Origin of the sequence: Desulfurella amilsii, assembly GCF_002119425.1 — a bacterium.
Taxonomy (GTDB): domain Bacteria; phylum Campylobacterota_A; class Desulfurellia; order Desulfurellales; family Desulfurellaceae; genus Desulfurella; species Desulfurella amilsii.
This window is the reverse complement of the sequence record NZ_MDSU01000011.1, coordinates 29,976-46,931: the sequence shown is the minus strand read 5'-3', so window position 1 is coordinate 46,931 and position 16,956 is coordinate 29,976. Positions and strand designations below refer to the sequence as shown.

At 37.3% G+C, this 16,956-nt stretch carries 19 protein-coding genes; 11 read left to right on the top strand and 8 right to left on the bottom strand.

What is annotated here, in order from left to right:
* Window positions 1-6: 6 nt before the first annotated feature.
* The 8 genes from DESAMIL20_RS02555 to hypF all read right to left on the bottom strand — a co-directional run bounded on the left by DESAMIL20_RS02555 (window position 7) and on the right by hypF (window position 8,558).
* Complete coding sequence (locus DESAMIL20_RS02555; protein WP_086033258.1) at window positions 7-1,227, bottom strand: NAD(P)/FAD-dependent oxidoreductase; 1,221 nt, start codon at window positions 1,225-1,227, stop codon at window positions 7-9.
* A 47-nt stretch (window positions 1,228-1,274) separates the two neighbouring features.
* Window positions 1,275-3,083 (bottom strand): aldehyde ferredoxin oxidoreductase family protein, encoded by a 1,809-nt coding sequence (locus DESAMIL20_RS02550; RefSeq protein WP_086033257.1) that lies wholly within the window; start codon window positions 3,081-3,083, stop codon window positions 1,275-1,277.
* A gap of 1 nt (window position 3,084) precedes the next feature.
* Window positions 3,085-3,564 carry a 4Fe-4S dicluster domain-containing protein gene (locus tag DESAMIL20_RS02545; protein WP_086033256.1) on the bottom strand — a complete coding sequence of 160 codons (480 nt, stop codon included), beginning with the start codon at window positions 3,562-3,564 and terminating at the stop codon, window positions 3,085-3,087.
* A 143-nt stretch (window positions 3,565-3,707) separates the two neighbouring features.
* Window positions 3,708-3,992, bottom strand: a complete 285-nt coding sequence (locus DESAMIL20_RS02540) for an RNA recognition motif domain-containing protein (protein WP_086033255.1) — start codon at window positions 3,990-3,992, stop codon at window positions 3,708-3,710.
* 95 nt (window positions 3,993-4,087) lie between these two features.
* Window positions 4,088-5,053, bottom strand: coding sequence for a hydrogenase expression/formation protein HypE (gene hypE, locus DESAMIL20_RS02535; RefSeq protein WP_239393373.1), 966 nt, complete (start codon window positions 5,051-5,053; stop codon window positions 4,088-4,090).
* The gene (hypD, locus tag DESAMIL20_RS02530) at window positions 5,043-6,131 is read right to left on the bottom strand and encodes a hydrogenase formation protein HypD (RefSeq protein WP_086033253.1); all 1,089 of its coding nucleotides are present in this window, start codon (window positions 6,129-6,131) and stop codon (window positions 5,043-5,045) included. Before hypD ends, hypE begins: the two co-directional genes overlap by 11 nt.
* Window positions 6,118-6,357 (bottom strand): HypC/HybG/HupF family hydrogenase formation chaperone, encoded by a 240-nt coding sequence (locus tag DESAMIL20_RS02525; RefSeq protein WP_086033252.1) that lies wholly within the window; start codon window positions 6,355-6,357, stop codon window positions 6,118-6,120. Before DESAMIL20_RS02525 ends, hypD begins: the two co-directional genes overlap by 14 nt.
* Window positions 6,348-8,558 carry a carbamoyltransferase HypF gene (hypF, locus tag DESAMIL20_RS02520; protein WP_086033251.1) on the bottom strand — a complete coding sequence of 737 codons (2,211 nt, stop codon included), beginning with the start codon at window positions 8,556-8,558 and terminating at the stop codon, window positions 6,348-6,350. Before hypF ends, DESAMIL20_RS02525 begins: the two co-directional genes overlap by 10 nt.
* 268 nt (window positions 8,559-8,826) lie before the next feature.
* Here hypF and DESAMIL20_RS02515 point away from each other — a divergent pair, with 268 nt between their 5' ends.
* From DESAMIL20_RS02515 to dnaB, 11 genes are all read left to right on the top strand, one after another.
* Window positions 8,827-10,047, top strand: coding sequence for a hydrogenase small subunit (locus tag DESAMIL20_RS02515; RefSeq protein ID WP_086033250.1), 1,221 nt, complete (start codon window positions 8,827-8,829; stop codon window positions 10,045-10,047).
* 13 nt (window positions 10,048-10,060) lie between these two features.
* The gene (locus DESAMIL20_RS02510) at window positions 10,061-11,776 is read left to right on the top strand and encodes a nickel-dependent hydrogenase large subunit (RefSeq protein ID WP_086033249.1); all 1,716 of its coding nucleotides are present in this window, start codon (window positions 10,061-10,063) and stop codon (window positions 11,774-11,776) included.
* 1 nt (window position 11,777) lies between these two features.
* The gene (gene cybH / locus DESAMIL20_RS02505) at window positions 11,778-12,461 is read left to right on the top strand and encodes a Ni/Fe-hydrogenase, b-type cytochrome subunit (protein WP_158090489.1); all 684 of its coding nucleotides are present in this window, start codon (window positions 11,778-11,780) and stop codon (window positions 12,459-12,461) included.
* Window positions 12,458-12,937 (top strand): HyaD/HybD family hydrogenase maturation endopeptidase, encoded by a 480-nt coding sequence (locus DESAMIL20_RS02500; RefSeq protein ID WP_086033247.1) that lies wholly within the window; start codon window positions 12,458-12,460, stop codon window positions 12,935-12,937. Before cybH ends, DESAMIL20_RS02500 begins: the two co-directional genes overlap by 4 nt.
* The gene (locus DESAMIL20_RS02495) at window positions 12,930-13,280 is read left to right on the top strand and encodes a hydrogenase maturation nickel metallochaperone HypA/HybF (RefSeq protein WP_086033246.1); all 351 of its coding nucleotides are present in this window, start codon (window positions 12,930-12,932) and stop codon (window positions 13,278-13,280) included. Before DESAMIL20_RS02500 ends, DESAMIL20_RS02495 begins: the two co-directional genes overlap by 8 nt.
* Window positions 13,277-13,936 carry a hydrogenase nickel incorporation protein HypB gene (gene hypB, locus DESAMIL20_RS02490; protein ID WP_086033245.1) on the top strand — a complete coding sequence of 220 codons (660 nt, stop codon included), beginning with the start codon at window positions 13,277-13,279 and terminating at the stop codon, window positions 13,934-13,936. The genes DESAMIL20_RS02495 and hypB overlap by 4 nt, the downstream gene beginning before the upstream one ends.
* Before the next feature lie 96 nt (window positions 13,937-14,032).
* On the top strand, window positions 14,033-14,386 hold the full coding sequence (rpsF, locus tag DESAMIL20_RS02485; protein WP_086033244.1) for a 30S ribosomal protein S6: 354 nt from the start codon (window positions 14,033-14,035) through the stop codon (window positions 14,384-14,386).
* 8 nt (window positions 14,387-14,394) lie between these two features.
* Window positions 14,395-14,787, top strand: coding sequence for a single-stranded DNA-binding protein (locus tag DESAMIL20_RS02480; RefSeq protein ID WP_086033243.1), 393 nt, complete (start codon window positions 14,395-14,397; stop codon window positions 14,785-14,787).
* Window positions 14,788-14,804: 17 nt separating this feature from the next.
* On the top strand, window positions 14,805-15,071 hold the full coding sequence (gene rpsR / locus DESAMIL20_RS02475; RefSeq protein WP_086033242.1) for a 30S ribosomal protein S18: 267 nt from the start codon (window positions 14,805-14,807) through the stop codon (window positions 15,069-15,071).
* Between the two features lie 37 nt (window positions 15,072-15,108).
* Window positions 15,109-15,561, top strand: coding sequence for a 50S ribosomal protein L9 (gene rplI, locus DESAMIL20_RS02470; RefSeq protein ID WP_086033241.1), 453 nt, complete (start codon window positions 15,109-15,111; stop codon window positions 15,559-15,561).
* A 7-nt stretch (window positions 15,562-15,568) separates the two neighbouring features.
* Complete coding sequence (dnaB, locus tag DESAMIL20_RS02465) at window positions 15,569-16,954, top strand: replicative DNA helicase (RefSeq protein ID WP_204218553.1); 1,386 nt, start codon at window positions 15,569-15,571, stop codon at window positions 16,952-16,954.
* Window positions 16,955-16,956 lie beyond the last annotated feature (2 nt).

The following is a 16,956-nucleotide window of genomic DNA, read 5'->3' as shown; positions in this document are numbered from 1 at the left end:
ACCCCTTTACCTATAGTTTATGCTGCGCAAAAATTTTGCGTAATTTGCAAATTGGTTTAAATTGTGAAAAGTGTTTATTTTAGTGCGTGTCTTTACTAAGTTGTAGTAAAACCCCGCATCGTTTGTGTCTTTAATGAGTGTAGCGCCAATGATTATGCCTAATTCATCAAAAAAAAGCTTCCTGTAAAAATTTCTTTGCGGATCAAAAAATTCAATACTTTTTGCATCGTCTTTGTTATAACCCACAACTGCCACATCTGTGCCAAAAACTTCTGTGGTGTTGTTTTTTATGCTTCCTTCATAGGAAACATCAAAACCTGCTATGTTTTTTGATGCAATAGAGGCTTGCTCTACAGCTGTAATCCAGTTTCCTTGAATGAGGCTTTTGCCTGCAATGAAATCTTTACCTTTAGCACAATCACCTGCTGCATACACATCTTGCGCGCTTGTTTTGCAATGCTCATCTATTACAATGCCTATGTCAATATCAAGCTCATCTTTTAAGAAGTCAACATTGGGTACAACCCCTTTGCCCACAAGCAGACAATCACAGTTTATTGTTTGGTTTGATTTTAAAGTAAGCTTTATTGAGCCGTCTTTGTTATCTTGAGAGCTTTCTACATCATCATGTTTGTAAATAAATACATTTTTGTTTTTAAAAGCCTCTTCTAATATGTAGGAGGCTTCTTTGTCCACTACTTGAGAAAAAACTCTATCGGATGAAACGATTATATATTTTTTAACATCGTCTTTTAAATGAGAAAGTGTTGGGATGCTCACAAGACCAGCCCCAAGTGCAGCTACAGACTTTGCGTTTGCAAAAAACTCATGCAGTTTATCTGCATCGGAGATATTTCTTAGCGTCAATACTTTATCGTGCTTTATATGGGGCGGCCTTGCTGAAGCACCTGATGCTATAAGCAAATTCTTATATGTGTACACACCTTTTTCCGTGTGGATTGTTTTCTTATTTGTATCAACTTTTATTACCTCTTGTCCCAAATAGGTGTAAACGCCGTTTTTTGAGTAAAAGCTCCTATCTACTATGTATAGGTGGTCTCTATCCGTATCAAAACCTGCATAGTATGGTGTTAAAACCCTTGAGTATGCCGGCTCGTCTTCCTTGTCAAATACTGCAATAGAGATTTTTTTGTCAACTGCTCTAATTGTTTTTATGGCACTTAAACCTGCTGCAGAGTTGCCTATTATAATTAGATCATAATACATTTAGCCCCCCACTAAAAAAGGCGCGCTTAAAAAAACGCGCCCATAATTTATGCAATATTGAGTTCTTTGAGCTTTTCTTGTGTTGGTATGCCGTCTAAGCCCCAACCGCGCTCTTTATAGTACTCAGGCAAAAGCACAGAAAGCTTTGCCACCATTCCCTTTCCAGGGCCTTGTTTAACTGGCTCTTCAAGGAGTCTTTTTGGCAGCGTATCTTCAGATGGCTCAATGCCTGCGTTTAGGTTAAATAAGCGCTCCAGGTTGTATATGCGCTCTCCTGCTTTCATCATATCATCTTGCGTATAATCAAGTCCTGTTGCACTGGTAAAGAGGTTTGTTATGTGGTTTATGTTTATTGCAAATGTAGTAAACAAACACATACCCACAGAGTCAACAACGGCTGTTACATCCTGAAATGTTTTTGTCCAGAATGCTTTGTTTTCTGTTGTGTGTGGGTCAAGTTTTTCGGGCACGCCCATAATCTCTGGCGATATCATATAGCCTCTTACATGGCAAGCACCGCGGTTTGAAGTGGCATACTCCAAAGCCATGCCTTGTGCTACACGTCCATCGTATGCTGGGAATTCCTGTTTTTTAACGCTCATGGAAAACTCTGGATGTCCATAGAGGCTTGCAAGCCTGTAAGAGCCCAGCGCAAGCTTATCCCCAAAACCTTCTCTTTTCCCCGTTAGCTCAATCATTTTAACAAGTGAATCAGCATCGCCAAACTTCAGTGGCATTCCTATATCGCTTTGGGGGATTATACCTTTTTCAAACATCTCCATAGCGCATGCTAGGGTAGTGCCTGCGCTTATTGGATCCATGCCGTACTCGTTGCATAAATAGTTTGCTTTTGTTATAGCGCTTAAATCCGATACACCGCAGTCTGAGCCTAAAGCAAATATGGTCTCATACTCTGGTCCCTCGCCTGTTTGAGCCTTGTATCTGGGATCAGCCAATTTTGTTACCCTAGCGCACCCAATCATGCAAGACATGCAAGCCTTGTTTCTAACAAGCAGCTGTTTAGCCAGTGTCTCGCCTGAGATTTTTTCTGCATCTTCAAAAACATCTTCTTGGAAGTTTCTTGTTGGGAATAAACCGTTTTGGTTAATGACATTTACAAGTACCGCTGTGCCGTATGCTGGAAGACCAGCTGCGGTTACGGGTGATTCTTTTATTGCACGAAATGCATCTGTTGCTGCCTCTCTAAATTTTACCCTATCTGCTACTTTAACACCCAATGTACCCCTTACGGCTATGGCTTTTAGGTTTTTAGAGCCCATTACAGCACCTACACCGCTTCTGCCTGCTGCCCTGTGCTTATCATTCATAATAGCAGCAAACAGTACCTGCCTTTCGCCAGCTTGACCAATGGAAGCGATTTTGGCATCCCTGTGGAAGGTAGAATGCAGGTAATCTTCTACTTCATCTGAATTTTTACCCCAGATCTTTGAGGCATCTTTTATAGCTACCTGGTTATTGTAGATTGTTATGTATACAGGATGAGCGGCTTTGCCTTCTATGATTACTAGGTCAATGCCTGCGTATTTTAACTCAGCAGGAAAATAACCTCCAGAGTTTGAAGAGGCGATTGTACCAGTAAGCGGCGATTTTGTAATCATCATATAGCGGCCATTTGCTGCACCGTATGTGCCAGTTAAAGGGCCTGGAGATAAAATAAGTTTGTTGTCTTCAGAAAACGGATCCACTGTTGGGTCAACTTCTTCTATAAAATATTTAGAAGCCAATCCTCTGCCGCCTAAGTACAGCTTTGCCCACTCGTAATTTAGTGGTTCAAAGCTATATGTCATCTTTGAGAGATTTATCCTTAAAACATTTCCTATCCATCCACCTAACATACTACACCTCCAATTGCCCTTCTTTTACGGCATTTACATAATTTAATATTTTAGTCCTAAGAGGTGCATCCTCTTCCTCAAAAGTTAGACAGCCTGTTGGGCAAAATGCCACACATTCTGGGAAATCGTCGCCGCAAAGGTTGCATTTGTCTGCCTTTTGCTTGTACTCCACATATTTTATCATACCAAATGGACACGCACTTACGCATGTTCTGCACCCTACGCATTTTTCCTCAATCACCTCTACAACACCCGTATCTGGGTGCTTTACAATAGCTTGCGATGGGCACGCCCTAGCACACCACGGATCATCGCACTGCTGACAGGTAACTGTTATAAACGATGCTTCTTCTAAAAATACCTCGTTGTAGATACGCGATAGGCTTGGCGCAAACATCCCCTGATGCTTAAAGGAACAGGCAAGCTCGCACGTTTTGCAACCAATACACTTTGAAGGTTCAATTCTGATTCGTTTTGCCATAAAAGACCTCCTCATTAACTTATTAATTAATTATACCCCAAATTTATGTTTTTTCAATTTTTTATGGTTTTTTAAGAAGAATTTAAGTTTTAAGGCAAGTAAAATATATCAGCAGGGCTATCAAGCCCTGCTTTAAAAGAGGATTAAAATCTGTTTCTTGAGTTAGAGTAGTTAGATCTTGGTCTTGGGTTTGACTCCCTAGGTTTTGCTTCATCGACCCTGATGTTTCTGCCGTCTAAGTCTGTGTTGTCTAGAGCATCTTTAGCCTTTTGAGCATCATCTTTTGATTCCATCTCTACAAAGGCAAAACCTTTACCTTCAATAACTTTTACCGATACCACACTGCCATAACCTGAGAAAACTTCTTTAAGTTTCTCTTCCGTTGTTTGGTAATTTAGATTACCTACGTACAACTTGTTCGTATTCACAAAACACACTCCAAAAAAGAATTTCCGATGAGACCTTTTGTACAGCCTGCACCAATTTTAAATAATCTATCACAATAAAACTCAAAAGTCAAGTTTTAACAAATCCTTGGCATTTTTTCTACAATAGGCATAGAAAGCAGTCTTTTTGTGCCATAGCTTAAGTTAAGCAATACTTTTTGAGGGTGATCTTTTGTAATCTCGCCAATTAAACTAGCATTTTTGCCCAGTGGGTGTTTATGGAGTAAATCTAGAATTTTTGATGCATCTTTTGGAGGTACAACTATTACCATTTTGCCTTCATTTGCACTGTAGTATGGCTCAATACCGAGCATCTCAGAAATGGATAATACTTCTTGAGAAATAGGTACAAGTTCTTCAAATACTTCAACACCAAAATCCCTTTTATAGCATAACTCGTTTAAACACATAGCAAGCCCACCACGCGTAGGATCTCTCATCCAGTGTATTTCTAGATCAGATTCAATAATTGGCAAGATAAGACCAGTTAGTTCTGCACAGTCAGATGCTAAATGTGAAGTTAATTGAAGATTTTCTCTTTCGTTTAGTATTGCAAAACCATGCTCACCTATATTGCCTGTGGCAATTATCTTATCGCCTTCTTTTATTTTTGAGCCATCTATCGGCCTTATAATTTTACCTATAGCAGAAGTATTAACATAAAAGCCTTTATTTGATTCTATAACCTTTGTGTCTCCACAGACAATCTCGACATTAGCGCTTTTTGCTTCGCTAAGCATTGATTGGACAATTTTTTTTAAATCCGAAATTAAAAAACCTTCTTCCATAATAAAAGCACTTGATAAATACATAGGTTTTGCACCTACACATAATAAATCATTCATAGTACCACTAACCGATAATTTACCAATATCTCCCCCTCTAAAGAAAAGTGGGGTTATCGAATGTGAATCGGTTGTAAATGCTATATCGCCTAAAATTGCACTATCTAAGCCTGCGTTTGCTTTAAAAATATTTTCTATCAGCTCGAGCGTAAGCTTGCCACCAGAGCCATGATCCATTGTGATTTTATCAAATGTCACCTTTAACCTCCCACCAGTTTCTGCAGGTACCTTCATCTGAAACCATACAAGGCCCAACAGGATTATGCGGGTTACATATTTTAGCATACATAGGACACTGTGGCGGCTCTATAGTGCCCAATATCACTTCTGCGCATCTGCAACCTTTTTGCTCTTCTGTATAGCTATCGCTAAATGGAATGTTAAACTTTAACTTTGCATTTAAGTAATTGTAAGTTTTTTTAAACTCAAATCCACTGTTTTTTATTATACCAAGCCCTCTCCATATACTATCTGTTATATCGAAAATATCATTGAGTGCTTTCTGCGCTAACTTGTTGCCTTCATAGTTTAAAAGCCGCTCGTACTCGTTTTCCACTTTACAAATATTATCCTCAAGCTGATTTATAATCATTAGTATGGCGCCTAAGACATCGACTGGCTCAAAACCCGCTGCAACGCATGGGAGATTAAAACTACTGGCAACTTTTTCATACGGTGCAAGACCCGAGACTATACTTGCATGGCCTGGTAAAATTAGCGCATCAATGTTTAGTTTTCCAGCTTTTAGCAATTCTAATACGCCATTTGGTGTGTATTTGTGCACGCTAAAAAAACTCAAATTTTCTGGTAAATTTACGCTTTTTATTATGCTTGCAACAGGCGCTGCTGTGGTTTCAAACCCCACAGAAAAAAATATTGCATCTTTTTTAGCCTGTTTTGCATAGTAAATAGCCTCATCCAAACCATATACCATTTTTACATACAAACCTAATTTGCTTGCACTTAATAATGAGTAAGCGCTTCCTTTGACCCTAAGCATATCGCCAAATGTCAAAATTGTACAGTCGTTTTTTATGCCATAGTTAATAATAGCATCTATGTCTTTTGAGCTTGTAACACACACAGGGCAGCCGGGCCCTGCTAGCAATTTGATATTATTCGGCAATAAATCCCGAAGTGCGTACCTTGCAATAGCATTTTCATGTGTGCCGCATACATGCATAATGCGCAATCTATCAAATTTCTTTGCTTTTTGTTTAATACCATGGGCAAGCGATAAAACTAAGTCTTTGTCTTTAAATTTACTCCACTGCACCTTTTGCCCCCAAAAGACACTGCTCTATGAGTTCTAAATTTTCTTTTGCTTCTTGTTCGTCAAGCTTTGATATAGCGTTTCCTGCATGTACAAGCACATAATCGCCTACTTTGGGGTTGTCTATCAACATAAAAAAACAGTGCTTTTTTGTTCCACCTGCCTCAATCACACCGCTTATTCCGTCTTCGTAAACTTCAACAATCTGCATTGGTATACCTATACACATATCCCCTCCTTCGCTAAATAGATCTGGCCGATAGCAATCGAGCCATCATTTATTGGAAATCTTGAGTTAAACATAACCTTTAAGCCAGCTTTAATTAATTTTTTATAAAGGCCAGCAAAAACTAAACTATTTTGGAAGACTCCGCCGCCTAGCGCTATAGTATCTATACCTGTGTGTTTTGATATTGATAGGACGTTTTCAAATATGGCTTGTGTAAACGTATTGTGAAAAACTCTAGCGGATAATAAATCTCGCCTTTTTGCTATTGTTTTTAGTGTTTCTGAAAAATCAATAATAAAATCATTGATCTTATAATCAAGTATTTTTGTTGATTTGTGTTTTTCTGCCTCATATTCCAAAAGCATAGCAGATTGTGCTTCAAAAGTATTTTTGTGCTTTATATTAATCAAGGCGCTAACTGCATCAAACAGCCTTCCAGCCGAGCTTGTAAGCGCTGGTTTTAGTTTTGGTATTAGCGAAATTACATCTTTGTACTCAGGAAACAAAAATTTTACATATTCAATATCTTTTGTAACTTCATACATATATGAGGCTGCTATGCGGTATGGCTCTTTTATGGCTTTGTCGCCAAAAAAAATGGGAAAGTATTTAATATGGCCAATGCGTTTTATTAGCGTTTTCTCTTTAACAAAAAACTCACCACCCCAAATATTGCCATCATCGCCAAAACCTGTCCCATCAAGCACTACTGCAACACAATCGCCATAATAATCATTTTCCATTAAAACACTTGCGAAGTGTGCCTTGTGGTGCTGTGTTTCAACTACGCAAGGAAATGCCTCTCTTGCATAACTGCTTGATAGGTAATTTGGATGTTTGTCACATATAGCTAAATCGACTTTTTTTATGTCAAAAAATGATAAAAAATCATTAACTTTCCTGCTAAATTGCTCGTAGTTTTCGTAATTTGACAAATCAGGCGTGTATTGGGATAAAACTATCGTATCTTTTAGTGTTATTGCAATATTATTCTTCATATCTGCACCTAGCGCTAAAATATTGGGTTTTACGCCTTTTAGGTAAAACGGTGAGGGCGCAAACCCTCTTGCATATCGATAGATTAACTGCTTGTTTAGAGAAAAATGTACAATGGAGTCTTCAATGGGTCTTAAAATTTTCCTATTGTGAAGCAGCACAAAATCTACACCACTAAAATTAACAGCATCACTATCTTTATAAATGAGTGGAGACTCGCTTAAATTCGCACTTGTTGCTGCAAGGCAATCCAGGCGTGAAAAATAAAACAAAAGTAGATGAATCGGTGCATATGGCAGCATTATGCCCACAAAAGGACTTTCAAGGTTTACTAATTTTAAATAATCATTTTTGGATTTTGCAAGCAATATGGGTTTTATTTGAGATTCTAATATATCAATTTCGCTTTTTTGTAGATAAGCGTATTTTTTTGCAGTCTCAATATCTCTTACAATTACAGCAAAAGGCTTTTCTTCTCTGTGCTTTATGTATTTTATTTTTTCAACGGCCAGCTTATCTAAGCAATTGCAAATTAAATGATACCCGCCTATGCCTTTTAGCAAACCAACTTTAGATCTTGTTAAATCAATAGCTGCTTTTTGAATTGCCTGGATATCTTTTAGCACAGCTTGATTGTTTTTTACATAAAAATAGCGAGGACCGCATTGTTTGCACGAGATAGTTTGAGCATGAAAACGCCTTTGGCTGCTATCGGTATACTCTTTAGTGCACGCATTGCACATTTCAAAGGCACTCATTGTGGTATTTAGTCTATCAAACAAACCATCTTTTGCAATACTAAAACGAGGACCGCAATCTGTGCATGTGATTAAGGGGTGAAGGTAGCGCCTGTTTGTAATGTCAAACAATTCTTTTTGACAACTTTTACACATGCCCCAATCGGGCGTTATATTGATATTTTTTTGGTTATTTTTTTCTTGGCTATATTTAATTACAAAGCTTCTGTAAGCGCATTTTTTTATTTTGTGGACGCTGTAGTCTATCGATCTTATAAAAGCATTTTTAGGCTTATTTTTAATGATAATTCTTTCAATATTTATTGGCTTTGCTGATTCTATATACAATTCAACACAGCACGATGAGTTGCGCACCCAGCCTGTATAGCTCTTAAATATGTTATAAAGAACAGGTCTAAAACCTACACCTTGCACAATACCATATATTTTAACTTTAATTGCTAACATTTAGTGAACAAATTAAATATTTAAATGATGCAGTTAAAATATCACCCACAAAAATCCCCCCTCTCTCTTACAATTGCCATCCTAATAACATTACTATTCAATGTCAATACAATTTTATCATAATTGTATTTAATTTCATATATATTATTGCATATTTAATGACAAATATATGACAAATATATAATTAGAAATAATTAATTTTTTTATTGACAAACCCAAACTTATTACCTAAAACAATTTGTAAATATATGCAAAAGAGGAGTTGGCTATGAAAAAAGACAGTCTTAGCTATGAAGCATTGTTGTCTGAAGTAGATGAGCGTCTAAAAAACGGTTGCTCAAAAGAGCGAGAGCAACAATTCTACACCAAACTCAAAGAAGCTGGTTTTTCAAGAAGGGATTTTTTAAAATGGACATCTATGATTACAGCTGCCTTGAGTCTGCCACCCATATTTGAGCCGCGCGTTGCAAAAGCAGTAGCAGCAATTGCTCAAAGACCTACGGTTATCTGGCTGCACTTTGCAGAATGTACGGGCTGTACTGAAGCTTTCTTAAGGACTATAAACCCTAGCATTGAGCAGGTAATTTTTGACACGATTAACTTAGCTTTTCACGACACGCTTATGATGGCATCAGGAAAAAGGGCAGAAGAAGCTTTGGAGTCAGCAATAGCAAAATACAAAGGCAGTTATATATTAGTAGTAGAAGGGGGCATACCCACAAAAGATGATGGCATATACCTACGCATTGGTGCAAATGCAGAAACTGGGCTTCACAGGCTCAAGAGAATATCAAAAGATGCAAAATATATACTAAATTTTGGCACCTGCTCATCCTTTGGCGGTGTGCAAGCAGCGTACCCAAACCCCACAGGCGCAAAAGGTGTGCATGATATTTTGGGCTGTGAGGTTGTAAATGTATCAGGTTGTCCGCCAAACGCTGTAAATATGATAGGCACTGTAGTGCACATTTTACTATTTGATAGAGTACCACCGCTTGATTTAAGCTACAGGCCTATTTGGGCATATGGCGGCAGAATCCATGATAACTGTGAGCGCAGAGCGCATTTTGACGCAGGCGAATTTGTCCAAGAATGGGGCGATGAAGGCGCAAAAAAAGGCTGGTGTCTGTATAAAATGGGCTGTAAGGGTCCACTTACATACAATAACTGTCCAAGGTACAGGTTCAATCAGGGTACAAACTGGCCAGTAGGCGCAGGCCATGGCTGTATTGGATGCTCAGAACCTGATTTTTGGGATACAATGGCACCATTTGAAGAGCCAAATGATAAAGCAGGCATCAGGATACCAGCATTTGGTGGTGTAGAAGCTACAAGTGATGCAATAGGCGAACTTGTAACCGGTATTACAATTGGTGCAGTAGGCGTACACGCAGCAGGCTCAATTATAAGAGCAAAAGCTCAAAAGAAAAAAGAAAAAGAAGAAAAAAATAACAAGAATAACCAAGATACACCAGATGAAAAAAAATAAGAGGGGGTAAAAAATGGCTAAGATTTCAACAAAAGAAGTTAACCAACACTTGGTTGTGGATCCAATAACGCGCATTGAAGGTCATTTACGCATAGAAGTTGATATAAAGAATGGCAAAGTATCTGATGCATGGAGTTCTGGTACATTATGGCGCGGCATAGAGCCTATACTGCAAGGAAGGGATATTAGAGACGGTGGCTTGCTTGCACAGCGCATTTGTGGCGTATGTACTTACTCTCACTATGAAGGCAATACTATGGCTACAGAAGTAGCCCTTGGTATAAGACCTCCAACAAATGCAAGACTTATTCGAAACCTAATTAATGCCACTCAATTTATGCACGATCATATAGTCCATTTTTACGCACTTCACAGCCTCGATTGGGCTGACGTTGGCGGTGCTTTAAAAGCAGATCCACAAAAGGCTGCAGATTTAGCTTACGAATTTTCAAAAACACCTTATAATGGCTCGGTTTCGCATTACAAAGAAGTTAAAGCAAAGTTAGAAAAATTTGTTGCAAGTGGACAACTAGGCCCATTTACAAATGCTTATCTAGGCAACCCTTTGTATAAAATGTCCCCGGAAGCTGATCTTGTAATGATCAGTCACTACTTAGATGCATTGCATACACAGGTGATTGTTGCACAGATGCAAGCAATATATGGTGCAAAAAATCCACACCCTCAAAGCTTAGTCATAGGTGGCATATCAAGCGTAATGGATATGCTTGACCCAAACCGCCTTGCAGAGTTCCAATTTAAGCTCGATAGTGTAAAAAATTTTATATACAACGCATACTTGCCCGACATTGACATGCTTGTGCATTTTTACAAAGATGAGTTTGTAAAAGACTGGGGTATTGGAAACTACAATTTCTTAAGCTATGGCGGTTTTCCAGAAACAAACGATTGGGAAGCAAAGTATAGATACCTGCCCCAAGGTGTAGTATATGATGGAAATCTCAATATATTTGAGTCTACAGTAGATGAGAAATCAATCACAGAAACCGTTGCCCACTCATGGTACGAAGGCTCGAAGACAGGTTTATACCCAGGCATTGAAGAAACAATACCTCAGTATACGGGCCTAAACCCCAACAACACAGTTAAAAAAGACGGCAAATACTCTTGGATAAAAGCCCCTCGATACAAAAGAAAAGTTATGGAAGTAGGGCCTCTTGCTAGGTGGATAGTAGGATACGCTACAAACCATAAAGATATGAGAAAACGCTTGGATGAATTTTTGAAGAAACACAACGCAAGCTTTGAGCAAATGTATTCTACAGTAGGCAGAACTGCTGCAAGAGCCTTAGAGACTGCCTATATTTGCGATGGCACGTATATATTTATCAAAGACTTAATTGCAAATTTAAAGCAAGGTGACGAAAGCACATGGACACGCTTTGAGTTTCCAAAAGAAGAAACAAATGCCTGCGTGGCACTTGTTGAAGCACCACGTGGCTCCCTAGGGCATTTTATTACAATAAAAGGCAAAACAATTAAACACTATCAGGTAGTTGTACCATCTACATGGAATGCTTCTCCAAGGGATGAAATTGGCCAAAAAGGGGCATATGAAGCTTCGTTAGTGGATTTGCCAGTACCAAACCCAGAAGAACCGCTGGAGATTCTCCGCACCATCCACTCATTTGACCCATGTTTGGCATGCGCTGTACATTTAATTGATGCAGACACTGGCAAGTTGCGCGAATTTAAAGTCGAGGTGTAATATGGATAACGAAGTTAAAATGCACTATAGGTGGACAGTTGCACGTAGACTCATACACTGGACAACGTTCATTTGTATAGTAGTATTGACTTTCACAGGCTTTTATATAGCTGATCCTTTCTGGTTTATCTACTCGCCAGGCACTCGTGAAGCTTATAATACATTTGCTATGGCAGATGTTAGGTTTATTCACTTTACTTTTGGGTTCATATTTATGTTTGCCATTATAATGAGGCTATATTATGCTTTCTTTTCCAGATACGACGCAGATTGGAAAAGTTTATTGTTTGAATGGTTTAATATTAAAGAATGGAAAACTGTTATTTCCTATTACATCACATTTAAGCCCTATGGCGTGCCAATTAAGAGTAAATACAACCCGCTTCAGTCATTATTTTACTTTTTATTTATTATTGCCTGTATTTTTCAAATTATCTCTGGACTTGTAATGTTTACAATGGGTCAAAACACCATTCGTGGGATGTCTTTTATGCAAAAAGCACTGTACTGGTTTGTAAGCCTAATGAGTGGTTATGCGAATGTGTATGATCTGCATAGATTACTTACATGGTTTTTTATAGTTTTCTTTATAGGACATGTTTATATGATACTAGCCCATGATGTAGGCGACAAAAAAGGTACAGTATCATCAATGATTTCTGGCTACGAGGCAGAAAAAGAATGAGTTCTATTGCCGTAGTGGGCTTGGGTAATACGCTGCTTGGAGATGAAGGCTTTGGCGTTCATTTAGCAAACGATTTAAAAGCAAAATACACATTTAGCGATAATGTTAAGATTTTAGATGGGGGAACCATAGGGTTCCTCTTGATTGAACATTTTTTAGAAAACGATAAACTTATATTTGTTGATTGTATAAGGGCTGATAACGAGCCAGGTAGCATATACAAATTTAATGTTAAACAGCTTCCACCTCATATTACATTCGTTTCTTCCATTCATGAGATAGGCTTGGGCGATATCTTAGGCCATGTGGCGCTAATGGGTTTAGAAAAAGAAACAGTAGTAATTGGCATAGAACCCTTATCGGTATGTCCAAATGATTTAACAACAACCCTAACACCATTAATGAATGAAAAAATGCCAAAAGTAGAACAATTAATATTAGAACAAATAAAAGAATTTGGTGGAAGTTATGCATGAGGGGGCAATAGCCCAGTCTGTCGTGGATATTTTACGCGACATAAAAGACCAAAACGGGCTATTGAGCATAACTTCCGCTACCCTAAAAGTTGGTGCTGTGTCTGGAGTCATGATTGACGCCCTTGAGTTCGCGTTTGAAGCCATCAAAAAAGAAGAAAGCTTCATTAAAGACGCAACATTAAACATAATAAATGTAAATGTAAAAGCAAGGTGTAATATTTGCAATAAAATTTATGAGTTTGACAATACGGATGATTTGATTATGATTTGTCCGGATTGTCAGATGCCGCTTACAATAATAAACGGCAAAGAATTAGAAATTGTAGATGTGGAGGGGGGATGAAAAGAATAGTCGTAGAAAAAAAGATACTAGAAAAAAATGATGACATTGCAAATCAAATTAAAAACTTGTTGGATAAAAATCGTATTTTTGGCCTAAATGTAATGAGCTCACCTGGTGCTGGAAAAACCACACTAATTGAGCAAACGGTAGAAGCATTGAAACCACAGTACAAAATTGCAGCTATTGATGGCGATCTAGATACTCAAAGAGACGCTCAGCGTATAGCTGCACTTGGCATTGAAGCTATCCAAATTAATACATCTGGCACATGTCACCTAGATTCTTCAATGGTTCAAAAGGCACTCGATCACATATCTCTTGATTTAGATCTGCTTATAATAGAAAACGTAGGAAACCTTGTATGCCCTGCAAGTTTTTATTTGGGTACGCACAAAAATGCTGTTTTAATAAGTACGCCAGAAGGAGACGATAAGGTAAAAAAATACCCTACAATGTTTAATGTAGCAGATGTGGTATTAATAAACAAAATGGATATTGCTAAATTTGTAAATTTTGATGTTAAAAAAGTTGAAAATGAAATAAAAGAATTAAATCCAAACGCAACAATATTTAAAATTAGTGCATTAAAAAATGAGGGGTTGAGACCATTTTTAGACTGGATTCAAACAAATATTAATTTAGTAAAAAATCAATAACTTTTTGATTTTTTCTAAAAAAATGATACAATAAAAAAAGATTTATATCCTTGCTATCTTCAAAGGTAAGATAGCCAAAGTCCAAAAGGAGGTTTGATGCATTACGATTTTCTCTACATTGTACAACCAAATGTAACAGATGAAGAATTTGATACTATGCTCTTAGATGTAGTATCAAGAATTGAAAGCAACGGCGGAAAAGTCTTAAAAAAAGCCATATGGGGCAAAAAGCAACTGGCCTACCCCATAAAAAAATACAGGCAAGGTATTTATGTAAATCTTTTTTATGAGGCACCCCCAACAGTCCCGAAACAAATTGAAAGTTTTCTTGCCTTAAAAGACGATATCTTGAGGCAAATGACGGTAAAAACATTAAAGAAGGATATTGCGCGTTTAACTTTAGTGGCTCAAAAAACAGAAAACACTGAAACACAAAGCGAAACTAATTAGGAGTCAAAGTGTCAAACTTGAATAGGATCTTTCTTATGGGTAACCTTACAAGAGACCCAGAGTTACGCTATACACCTTCAAATGTTGGTGTTACAACATTTGGGTTGGCCGTAAACTCTAGCATTGGCAAAGATGCTGACGGCAATAGAAAAACTGAAACACTATTTGTCGATATCATTGCATTTGGCAAACAAGCAGAAACAATAGCACAATACTGTAAAAAAGGTTCGCCGCTTTTTATTGAAGGTCGTTTAAGGTTACGTACATGGGAAGACAAAGATGGAAACAAACGTTCAAAGCATGAGGTAATATTAAATGCTTTTCAGTTTATTGGGCAAGCTAATAATAGTTTAAAAGATGATATTAAGCTACAAGAAGATGATGAAGATGTACCATTTTAGAAAACAAAGGAGTAAAGATGGAAAATAACGACAAAAATAAAAGAAAAAAATCATTCAAATTTTCAAGAAAAAAGGTTTGTTACTTTTGTATAAACAACATTGACGAGATTGACTACAAAAATACAGAGGTTTTGTCACGCTTTATAACCGAAAGGTATAAGATTGTGTCACGAAAAGCCAGCGGCGTATGCGCAAAGCATGAAAGAAAACTTAGCACAAGCATTAAACGTGCAAGGATTATGGCACTTTTGCCATTTACCATCAACACGAAACTAAAAAGCTGATTAAGCTTTTCAAACTAAAACAAAAGGGGATTTGCGTATGAAGGTTGTTTTACTTGAAGATATAGAGAATTTAGGTTTGGCAGGCGATGTGAAAGAAGTTAAATATGGCTACGCACGCAACTTTTTATTTCCTAAAAAACTCGCCCTAGCCGCCACAAAAGAAAATGTAAAACTAATAGAAGAAAAAAGCAACAGCATAATAAAAAGAACACAAAAAAGGCTGCAAACAGAACAAGCGAAAAAAGAACAACTTGATGGTTTAACAGTTGAGATTAAAGCAAAAACAGGCGAAGGTGGCAAATTGTTTGGCTCAATTGGCGCAAACGACATATATGCGGCTTTAAAAGAAAAACAAATAGAAGTCGACAAAAAAAGCATAAAACTTGATGAGCCAATAAAACAATTGGGAGAATACGAAGTTACAATAGCGCTTTATAGAGAGATAAAAGCTACGATTAAAGTAATTGTGCACAGTTTAAATGAAAATTGATACACCCTTGAAACCTATCATTAAGCCATCCACGATTGAACTACCAAATGCTTACGAGGCAGAAAAAGCTTTACTTTCTGCCTTATTTTTAGATAACTCAAAAATAGGCCAAGCGCTAGAATACATCACACATGAGCATTTTTACGATAAAAGAAACGCGCTAATTTTTAAATCAATGCTATCTTTATACTCTCAAGGTATAGCTTTTGACCACATCATTATTGCTAACCATTTGGGTAGCCAATTGGAAACTATTGGCGGCATGGATTACCTCATAGAAGTTACAGAATACCTACCAAATGTTTCCAATATAACATATTATGCCAAAATTATTTACCAGAAAAGCATCTTAAGGGAATTGATTTTTGCTTCGCAAGAAATTACCGATAATTGCTATGCAGATACGCTAAACACAGAGGAAATTTTAAATCTTGCAGAAAAAAAGATATTTAATATATCAACCAAAAAAACAGAAAGCTACAAATCTCTAAACGATATTGGAGATGAGATTAGAGATTTAATCCAAAACTTAAAACAAAGAGACACGGTAGTTACGGGGCTTCCTACAGGTTTCATAGATATAGATAAACTCCTAAATGGTTTTCAAAGAAGCGATCTAATCATATTGGCTGCAAGGCCAAGTATGGGAAAAACTGCTTTTGCTGTCAACATAGCCACAAATATGGCTACAAGAGGTAATTTCTCAGTTGGTATATTCAGTTTAGAAATGACATACAGACAAATTGCTATGAGAATTTTGTCTTCTATGAGCGATATTGCCTTTTACAAGATAAAATCTGGTAAACTAAGCACAAAGGAGTGGGATTTAATTGTAAAAACTATCGATCAAACCAGAAATATGCGAATATATATAGATGATTCTTCCCTTATAACGAGTCTTGACATTAGAACAAAGGCAAGGAAATTAAAAATTGAGCGCAATATAGATTTTTTGATTATAGATTATCTGCAGTTAATTGAAGGTTTAAAAAGGGAAAATCGCGTTCAAGAGGTATCAGAGATATCAAGATCGCTCAAAATATTAGCTAAAGAATTGAACATTCCCATACTGGCACTGTCTCAGTTAAACAGAGGGGTAGAGCAAAGGGACAATAAACGTCCAATGATGTCCGATTTAAGAGAATCTGGCTCCATTGAGCAAGATGCCGATATCGTTATGTTTATCTACAGAGACGATGTATATAACAAAAAATCTCAAACAAATGAAGAACGAACTACAGCTGAAATCAATATAGCAAAACACAGAAATGGGCCCACAGGTACAATCCAGTTATTGTTTCACAAAGATACCACTACATTTAAAAACTTAACGGATAAACAAGAGTTAGATGTATTTTATAAAAACTACGTAAGCGAACATGAAGAATTCTAAAT

What these genes read in the sequence shown, in the direction of transcription:
- rpsR (WP_086033242.1), top strand. Translation starts at nt 14,805, where the DNA reads ATGGAAAATAACGACAAAAATAAAAGAAAAAAATCATTCAAATTTTCA.
- cybH (WP_158090489.1), top strand. Translation starts at nt 11,778, where the DNA reads ATGGATAACGAAGTTAAAATGCACTATAGGTGGACAGTTGCACGTAGA.
- hypF (WP_086033251.1), bottom strand. Translation starts at nt 8,558, where the DNA reads ATGTTAGCAATTAAAGTTAAAATATATGGTATTGTGCAAGGTGTAGGT.
- DESAMIL20_RS02555 (WP_086033258.1), bottom strand. Translation starts at nt 1,227, where the DNA reads ATGTATTATGATCTAATTATAATAGGCAACTCTGCAGCAGGTTTAAGT.
- hypB (WP_086033245.1), top strand. Translation starts at nt 13,277, where the DNA reads ATGAAAAGAATAGTCGTAGAAAAAAAGATACTAGAAAAAAATGATGAC.
- rpsF (WP_086033244.1), top strand. Translation starts at nt 14,033, where the DNA reads ATGCATTACGATTTTCTCTACATTGTACAACCAAATGTAACAGATGAA.
- DESAMIL20_RS02545 (WP_086033256.1), bottom strand. Translation starts at nt 3,564, where the DNA reads ATGGCAAAACGAATCAGAATTGAACCTTCAAAGTGTATTGGTTGCAAA.
- DESAMIL20_RS02500 (WP_086033247.1), top strand. Translation starts at nt 12,458, where the DNA reads ATGAGTTCTATTGCCGTAGTGGGCTTGGGTAATACGCTGCTTGGAGAT.
- rplI (WP_086033241.1), top strand. Translation starts at nt 15,109, where the DNA reads ATGAAGGTTGTTTTACTTGAAGATATAGAGAATTTAGGTTTGGCAGGC.
- DESAMIL20_RS02510 (WP_086033249.1), top strand. Translation starts at nt 10,061, where the DNA reads ATGGCTAAGATTTCAACAAAAGAAGTTAACCAACACTTGGTTGTGGAT.
- DESAMIL20_RS02550 (WP_086033257.1), bottom strand. Translation starts at nt 3,083, where the DNA reads ATGTTAGGTGGATGGATAGGAAATGTTTTAAGGATAAATCTCTCAAAG.
- DESAMIL20_RS02495 (WP_086033246.1), top strand. Translation starts at nt 12,930, where the DNA reads ATGCATGAGGGGGCAATAGCCCAGTCTGTCGTGGATATTTTACGCGAC.
- DESAMIL20_RS02515 (WP_086033250.1), top strand. Translation starts at nt 8,827, where the DNA reads ATGAAAAAAGACAGTCTTAGCTATGAAGCATTGTTGTCTGAAGTAGAT.
- DESAMIL20_RS02525 (WP_086033252.1), bottom strand. Translation starts at nt 6,357, where the DNA reads ATGTGTATAGGTATACCAATGCAGATTGTTGAAGTTTACGAAGACGGA.